The sequence below is a fragment of the bacterium genome (assembly GCA_022616075.1).
GTDB lineage: Bacteria > Acidobacteriota > HRBIN11 > JAKEFK01 > JAKEFK01 > JAKEFK01.
Genome location: JAKEFK010000292.1, coordinates 21,219 through 27,609, shown reverse-complemented (window position 1 = coordinate 27,609; position 6,391 = coordinate 21,219). Strand labels below are relative to the sequence as shown.

General features: G+C 47.0%; 6 protein-coding genes. All 6 read left to right on the top strand.

Going from position 1 to position 6,391, the window contains the following annotated elements; translation table 11 throughout:
- The first annotated feature begins 251 nt into the window (after positions 1–251).
- The 6 genes from L0156_23690 to L0156_23665 all read left to right on the top strand — a co-directional run bounded on the left by L0156_23690 (position 252) and on the right by L0156_23665 (position 6,316).
- On the top strand, positions 252–1,508 hold the full coding sequence (locus tag L0156_23690) for a DUF4388 domain-containing protein (protein ID MCI0606001.1): 1,257 nt from the start codon (positions 252–254) through the stop codon (positions 1,506–1,508).
- Positions 1,509–1,588: 80 nt separating this feature from the next.
- A complete protein-coding gene (locus L0156_23685; GenBank protein ID MCI0606000.1) occupies positions 1,589–2,359 on the top strand; it encodes an MBL fold metallo-hydrolase in 771 nt (256 codons plus the stop codon).
- The gene (locus L0156_23680; GenBank protein ID MCI0605999.1) at positions 2,353–3,309 is read left to right on the top strand and encodes a bifunctional riboflavin kinase/FAD synthetase; all 957 of its coding nucleotides are present in this window, start codon (positions 2,353–2,355) and stop codon (positions 3,307–3,309) included. Before L0156_23685 ends, L0156_23680 begins: the two co-directional genes overlap by 7 nt.
- Before the next feature lie 39 nt (positions 3,310–3,348).
- A complete protein-coding gene (locus L0156_23675) occupies positions 3,349–5,118 on the top strand; it encodes an SLC13 family permease (GenBank protein ID MCI0605998.1) in 1,770 nt (589 codons plus the stop codon).
- 395 nt (positions 5,119–5,513) lie between these two features.
- Positions 5,514–5,867: an STAS domain-containing protein gene (locus tag L0156_23670; GenBank protein MCI0605997.1), complete on the top strand. Its 354-nt coding sequence runs from the start codon at positions 5,514–5,516 to the stop codon at positions 5,865–5,867.
- A complete protein-coding gene (locus tag L0156_23665; GenBank protein MCI0605996.1) occupies positions 5,864–6,316 on the top strand; it encodes an ATP-binding protein in 453 nt (150 codons plus the stop codon). Before L0156_23670 ends, L0156_23665 begins: the two co-directional genes overlap by 4 nt.
- Positions 6,317–6,391: the final 75 nt, after the last annotated feature.

Sequence of the window (6,391 nt, the reverse complement as noted above, 5' to 3'; positions counted from 1 at the left end):
TTAAAGAAAGCGTAGTGGCAGAGCATTTGTCTTTGCCTTTGAATGAACTTGTTTCGCCACAAATGCTTGCAACATCACGAACTTTCTTCCCGCAAGCAATGCTCTGCTTTTCTCGCGATACTCCAGAGCATTTTGTGCGGATAGTGATTTCAATGAAAGGCTAAAGCTTAGCGATTTGGCATGTTCATACATGCCGGAAGGAAAATGCTCTGCCACTACGATATAATGATGGCCAGGCAATAAAACACCGCATGGCATTAGAAGGGACGCTAGAAGATTTTAGTCTGGCCGATATCTTTCAGTTGATTGGGATCCAGAGGAAAACAGGGATCTTAACACTGAAAAACTCTCAAGAAACCGTCAGTGTAACTTTCCATCACGGCATGGTGGTCGGAGCTGATTCGGTCCCCAAGAAGCTGGAAGACCGAATCGGAAAAGTGCTCGTGAAAACGGGCCTCATTACTCAGGACGGGCTCACGGAAGCCCTCGAACTCCAGCAGAAAACCCTTCAAAAGATCGGCTTTATTCTTGTCGACCGGAATTACATTTCAAGGGACCAGCTCAAAGAAGCCTTGCAAATTCAAGTCACTCAAATGATCTACCGGTTATTCCGTTGGACAACCGGCGAATACTATTTTGACCAGAAAGCCAAAGTGGATCCCGAGGCGGCTGAAAGCATTCCACCGGTTAGCGCAGAAAGCATCCTGATGGAAGGGATTCATATGATCGATGAATGGCCGGTAATCGAAAAGAAAATTTCAAATACGAATCTGATATTCAGGCCGATGATTTCGGCTCAAGACCTGGAATTGGACGATCAGGATGGTGGGGATCGTTCTGATACCGATAGGATCCGTTTGAGCCGGGAAGAGTACTCCGTTTATTTGCTCGTAAACGGCATGAGCACGGTAGCAGAAGTTGTAGAAGGTAGTAAGCTGGGTGAATTTCATACCTGCAAAGCGCTTTATGATTTGCTCGAAAGAAGAATTATCGAACCGGCGGCAGCAACTCCGCGAATAAACCTTCAGCCTACGATTTCCATCAGGGCTCAAAAAGAAGGGATTGATTTTGCTCGTTTTGCTTTTCCCATTCTGGCTGCAGTTATTCTGGGCGCTGTGGTTCTTGGTATCCGAGATCCGCTGAAAGTGCCGCTCAGTTCCTTTTTCGACGCGAAGGATGAAGCGGATCTGAAAGCCCGTCTAAACGACACTCGTTTGAATCAACTGGATTCCAGCATCATGATGTATTTCTACGTGCATGGAAGTCTCCCCGCAAAACTGGATGAGCTGGTCGAAAACAATTACTTGAGGGAAGAAGACATTCTCGATCCGTGGTCGCGTCCCTATATGTATGATGTAAGCGAAGACACCTATATATTGGCCGGCTCCAATGCTGGAGGAGAAGTCGTAAAAAGGTCGCAGATTCGAAGGACGGTAGGCAGAATGGAAGAAGTTCCGCCACCTCCTCCAAAAAAGAAACCGGAAGCTACCATTCGCTTCGAGAACTAAAGTTATTGCAGATTGCATATTTCAAAAAAAATTCAGTCTGCGAATAGCTTTTTTGCAATTTTCAATATGCAATTTGCAATATGAAAGTCACTTTTATGGGAAGTGGGACGTCTCTTGGCGTTCCGACGATTGCCTGTACTTGCGCAGTATGCACGTCTGATGATCCAAAGAACAAGAGAACGAGGCCTTCGTTACTTGTTAGTATCGATAACAAAAATTTTCTGATCGATACCGCGACGGATTTCAGGCAGCAAGCGATCCGCGAAAATCTTAAGAGGGTGGATGCAGTTTTGTACACTCATTCGCACGCCGATCACATCCTGGGTCTGGATGACCTGCGTCCCTTCAATTTTTTCCAGCGCATTCACATTCCCTGTTTCGGTAATGAACCGACCATGAAGTATATTTGCAACATGTTTCAATATGTCTTTACGGATCCCCAGCCTGGAGGAAGCATTCCACGAATTGAGCCGCGCGTGATCTCGGGAACATTTGATTTTTTGAACATTCCCATTCGGCCGTTGCCTGTTCTTCATGGAAAATTGCCGGTCAATGGTTATCGAATCGGCGGACTTAGCTATATCACTGATTGCAGCGAAATTCCTGACGATACCTACCGTTTACTGGAAGGAACGTCCGTATTGATTCTGGGAGTGCTTCGCCGTGAACCGCATCCCACTCATTTGAATGTCGACAAAGCTCTCGAAATCATTCGCCGGGTCCAGCCTGAACGCGCCTTTTTCACACATCTCAGTCACGATTTTGATCACGACCGCGCGAATGCAGAGTTGCCAGATTCCGTTCGTCTGTCTTATGACGGCTTGAGCCTGGAAATGGAAGAAGCATGGTAGTTCATGGCGGATTCGAGAACTGGAAGTCGATCGGCAAAACCGCCGTCTCCCTGGGAAACTATGACGGTGTGCACGTTGGCCATCGAGTTATTTTGGAAAAGACAATCGACCTGGCAAGGAATTCACACATACCTGGCGTCGCCGTAACCTTTGATCCGGTGCCAAAAAAGATTCTTCAGCCTCAGACGGCCCCTCCTTTGATTCAAACTTTGCAGCAGAGACTTAATAAGCTGGAATCACTCGGCCTTGAACACACAATCGTCGTTCCCTTCAGCTCGAAGTTTGCGAAGAAAAGTCCGGAAGAGTTCGTTCAAGAGTTTTTGATTGATAAATTAAGGGTTCAATATTTCGTGGTTGGAGAGAATTTTTCATTCGGTCACCAGAAGCGAGGAGATCTGTCGCTGCTTAGAAAGATGGGGGAGGCGAACGATTTCCATGTGATGGGGATTCCAGAAGTGCATAGGAATGGAATTCGAATCTCCTCTTCTCAAATCCGCGAGTTTATTCAACAGGGCCGGATGGAGGAGGCCACCGATTTTCTCGGTGATCCTTTCGCGCTGGTAGGGACGATCGTGGAAGGGGAGCATCTTGGCGGTAAAATCGGCATTCCCACCGCGAACCTGGATTTTGAAAATGAAATTGTTCCGGCTAAAGGGGTGTATGTATGCCGTGCCGGTATTGAAAGCCAGAGCCTCTGTGCGGTAACAAATGTCGGAGTCAGGCCTACCTTCCAGGGCAAGAAACTCACAGTGGAAGCACATTTGTTGGATTTCTCAGGAGATTTGTACGGATCAAGAATGGAATTGCACTTCTTTCATAAACTACGAGATGAAATGCGTTTTGCCGGTGTGGAGGAGCTGAAAGCTCAAATCCAACTGGATATTCAAAATGCGCAATCATACCGGGGAAATACATGCGGTGCTAGCACGTTGCCCGCAAAAACAATCTAATCGAACTCGAGGGGCGGCAATGCCCACACTACAAAACCTATGGAAATCTGGGTCGTTATCGCTATCCTGACAGGCTGCATGATCCTTTTTATAAAGGATGTTCTTGCCGCTGAGCTAGTCGCATTACTGGCCGTGCTTGCTCTGATCTTGGGCCGGATCCTCACAACTCAGGAGGCATTTCTCGGTTTTGGGGACCCGGCGCTGATTACGATCGGATGCGTCTTTGTGTTGTCCGCGGGGCTTGTCCGCACAGGAGTGGTGAATTTCGTAGGCCGCAAAATCGAAACGCTCGCCGGAAAGAATTACATATTTCTTTTGGCGCTTTCGATGCTTGTCGTCATTATCATTTCCGCATTCATTAATAACGTCGCGGCCACTGCAGTTATGCTTCCAGTGGCGCTGGGAATCGCCAACCGTTCACAAATCCATCCTGGAAAGTTTTTGATGCCGATTGCTTTCGGTTCAATGTTAGGAGGAACCTGCACCGCCATAGGAACCTCTACCAATGTGGTGATGAGCGCGTATTTAGTCCGCAATGAAATGAATCCTTTTGGTTTTTTTGAATTTGCGCCGATCGGTTTGATTATCGCCGCAGTTGGTATTCTCTACATGATCACGATTGGCCACAGGGTCTTGCCTTCGCGTGGCGATGGCTCTCTGCCCGAAACTTATCAATTGCGTGAATACATCACCGAAGTCGTGGTCCTTAGCAATTCTCCGTTAATCGGTAAGACAATTCTGGAAAGCCGCTTTTCAGAAAAGTTGGACTTGAACATTGTCAGTCTTATTCGAAACGATAAGCGCCAATTTATTTTGCCCCCTCAACTCACGTTTCAGCAAGGAGACCTTCTGATCGTGGAAGGTAGCATCAGCAATATCTTAAAAGTAAAAGATACCTACGGGATCGAGATCAAGCCGGATTTCAAATTAACGTCACGTGAACTGGAACATGAGGGGATTCAGCTGGCAGAGATTCTTTTAAGTCCTACTTCGGAATTAATTGGACGTTCTCTGAAAGAAGCTCAATTCCGGCAGAAATACAATCTCATCGTTCTTGCGATTCATCGTGGTGGATATCCGATTCGTGAGCAGATTTCGGAAATACCACTGCAATTGGGAGATATCCTGCTGGTTCAAGGCCGCAAAGAAGATATAGATGAGCTCAGGCTTTACCGCGATATTCTGGTGTTGCAGGATCTGCCTGTATCTCCATTTCGCAAGCGCAAGGCACGAATTGCTATTCTTATTTTTCTCGGGGTCATTATCGCCAGCGCAATCCAAAGCGTACCGATCGTGGTCGCTGTACTGATCGGAGCGTTACTAATGGTGCTGAGCGGATGTTTGTCTGTTGGAGATGCTTATCACTCGATTCACTGGCCGGCGATTGTTTTAATCGGTGGCATGACCGCTCTCGGATTGGCTATGCAAAAAACCGGTTTGGCAACGCAGTTAGGGTCTTTCCTTGTTTACTGGATCGGCGGTCTGGGACCGACCGCATTACTCGCCTGCTTCTTTCTGCTTACCGTTTTGCTTACGCAACCCATGTCCAATGCAGCGGCTTCCCTTTTAGTGGCGCCTATCGCGCTTTCTGCTGCAACGAATTTGCACCTCAATCCCAGAACATTCATCATGACCGTAGCCCTTGCGGCTTCCGCATCATTCGTTACTCCCTTGGAGCCGGCTTGCGCGCTCGTGTATAGTCCCGGTAAATACAAATTTGTAGATTTCCCAAAATGCGGGGTGGTCTTGACACTCCTGGTGATGGCAGCCGTACTATTGGCAGTACCGGTGTTCTGGCCGCTCCACTAGCTGTACCAGTTTTATTGAGCTTTTTTCCACAAAGATTCCCAGTATGCCTTGGCTTTGTCCACTTCCATTGGTCTTTTTATTATGACGGGCTGGACAAACTCAAAGAATGGGCAGAAATTTGCTTTTTGCTTGTCTGGAACCCAATCAGCCGCAGGCTCGGAACATTTATTGGGTGAAAACTCGTCATAGTATTGACAGTTCTGACAGCAATGGATTGCTGAGGAACAATATGGACAAAGCGAAGGAAAAGCGGAATTCGCGGAAATCTCGCGATGACACCTGTAGCACAATAACATCTTTGACCCCTGCCGGTATTATACCTGAACACTTTTGCGAAGCAACGAGGTCCGTAATACTATTCCTGTACTGCTATAATGGAACTCAAAAGGTGAATCATGCCTGAGCTGAAAATAGATGTCCGTTCTCTAGGGAACGTAGCTGTGGTAGAACCTGTCGGCTTCATCAATGCTCACACTGCCAGAGATTTTGAATCAGTTATACAAAACCTGATTGAACAGAATCAACATAACATCGTGATCAACTGCAGGGATCTTTCTTACATCGCCAGCGCAGGACTCGGAGCCATCATGGGCTTTATCGATCAAATTCGGGAAAACGAAGGCGATATTCGCATGTGCAGCATGAATGAAACGGTTTTCAACATTTTTGATGTTTTGGGTTTTACCCATCTGTATTCCATTTTCGATACAGAAGACAAAGCAATTCAGAGTTTTGAGGCAAAACATTGAATTCCGAACCCATAACCAAAAACCGCGTAGAAGAGACAGTGGAAATCCACCTTCCCAGTATGACAAAGCATCTGAATGCGATCCGGATGCTTTGTTGTACTCTGGCCGAGTCTATGGGGTTTGGAAAAAGAGATTCGGAAACTGCAGCGCTTGCTGTGGAAGAGGCGCTTACGAATGTGATTGAACATTCTTATCACGGCCAGGAAGGGAAGAAGATGCGGGTCATTTTTGAGATGGAAGGAGACAAGTTCACCGTCCGCATTCTTCATACGGGGGACCAGATCGATAGTTCGCAGTTTGTTTTGGTGGATGAGCTGGCTCACTTCTACAAGCAAAAAAAGAGGGGCGGTCTTGGAGTCTTGATCATGAAGAAATGCATGGACGAAGTGACCTATAAAAGCGGTCCTGACCAGAATGAATGCTGCATGATCAAATACCTGAAAAAGTAATCCTTTAACGCAGAGACGCAGGGACGCAGAGATACGAGAATTGTTTTTTGCTCTGCGGCTCCGCGTCTCTGCGTT

What these genes read in the sequence shown, in the direction of transcription:
- L0156_23690 (MCI0606001.1), top strand. Translation starts at nt 252, where the DNA reads ATGGCATTAGAAGGGACGCTAGAAGATTTTAGTCTGGCCGATATCTTT.
- L0156_23685 (MCI0606000.1), top strand. Translation starts at nt 1,589, where the DNA reads ATGAAAGTCACTTTTATGGGAAGTGGGACGTCTCTTGGCGTTCCGACG.
- L0156_23680 (MCI0605999.1), top strand. Translation starts at nt 2,353, where the DNA reads ATGGTAGTTCATGGCGGATTCGAGAACTGGAAGTCGATCGGCAAAACC.
- L0156_23675 (MCI0605998.1), top strand. Translation starts at nt 3,349, where the DNA reads ATGGAAATCTGGGTCGTTATCGCTATCCTGACAGGCTGCATGATCCTT.
- L0156_23670 (MCI0605997.1), top strand. Translation starts at nt 5,514, where the DNA reads ATGCCTGAGCTGAAAATAGATGTCCGTTCTCTAGGGAACGTAGCTGTG.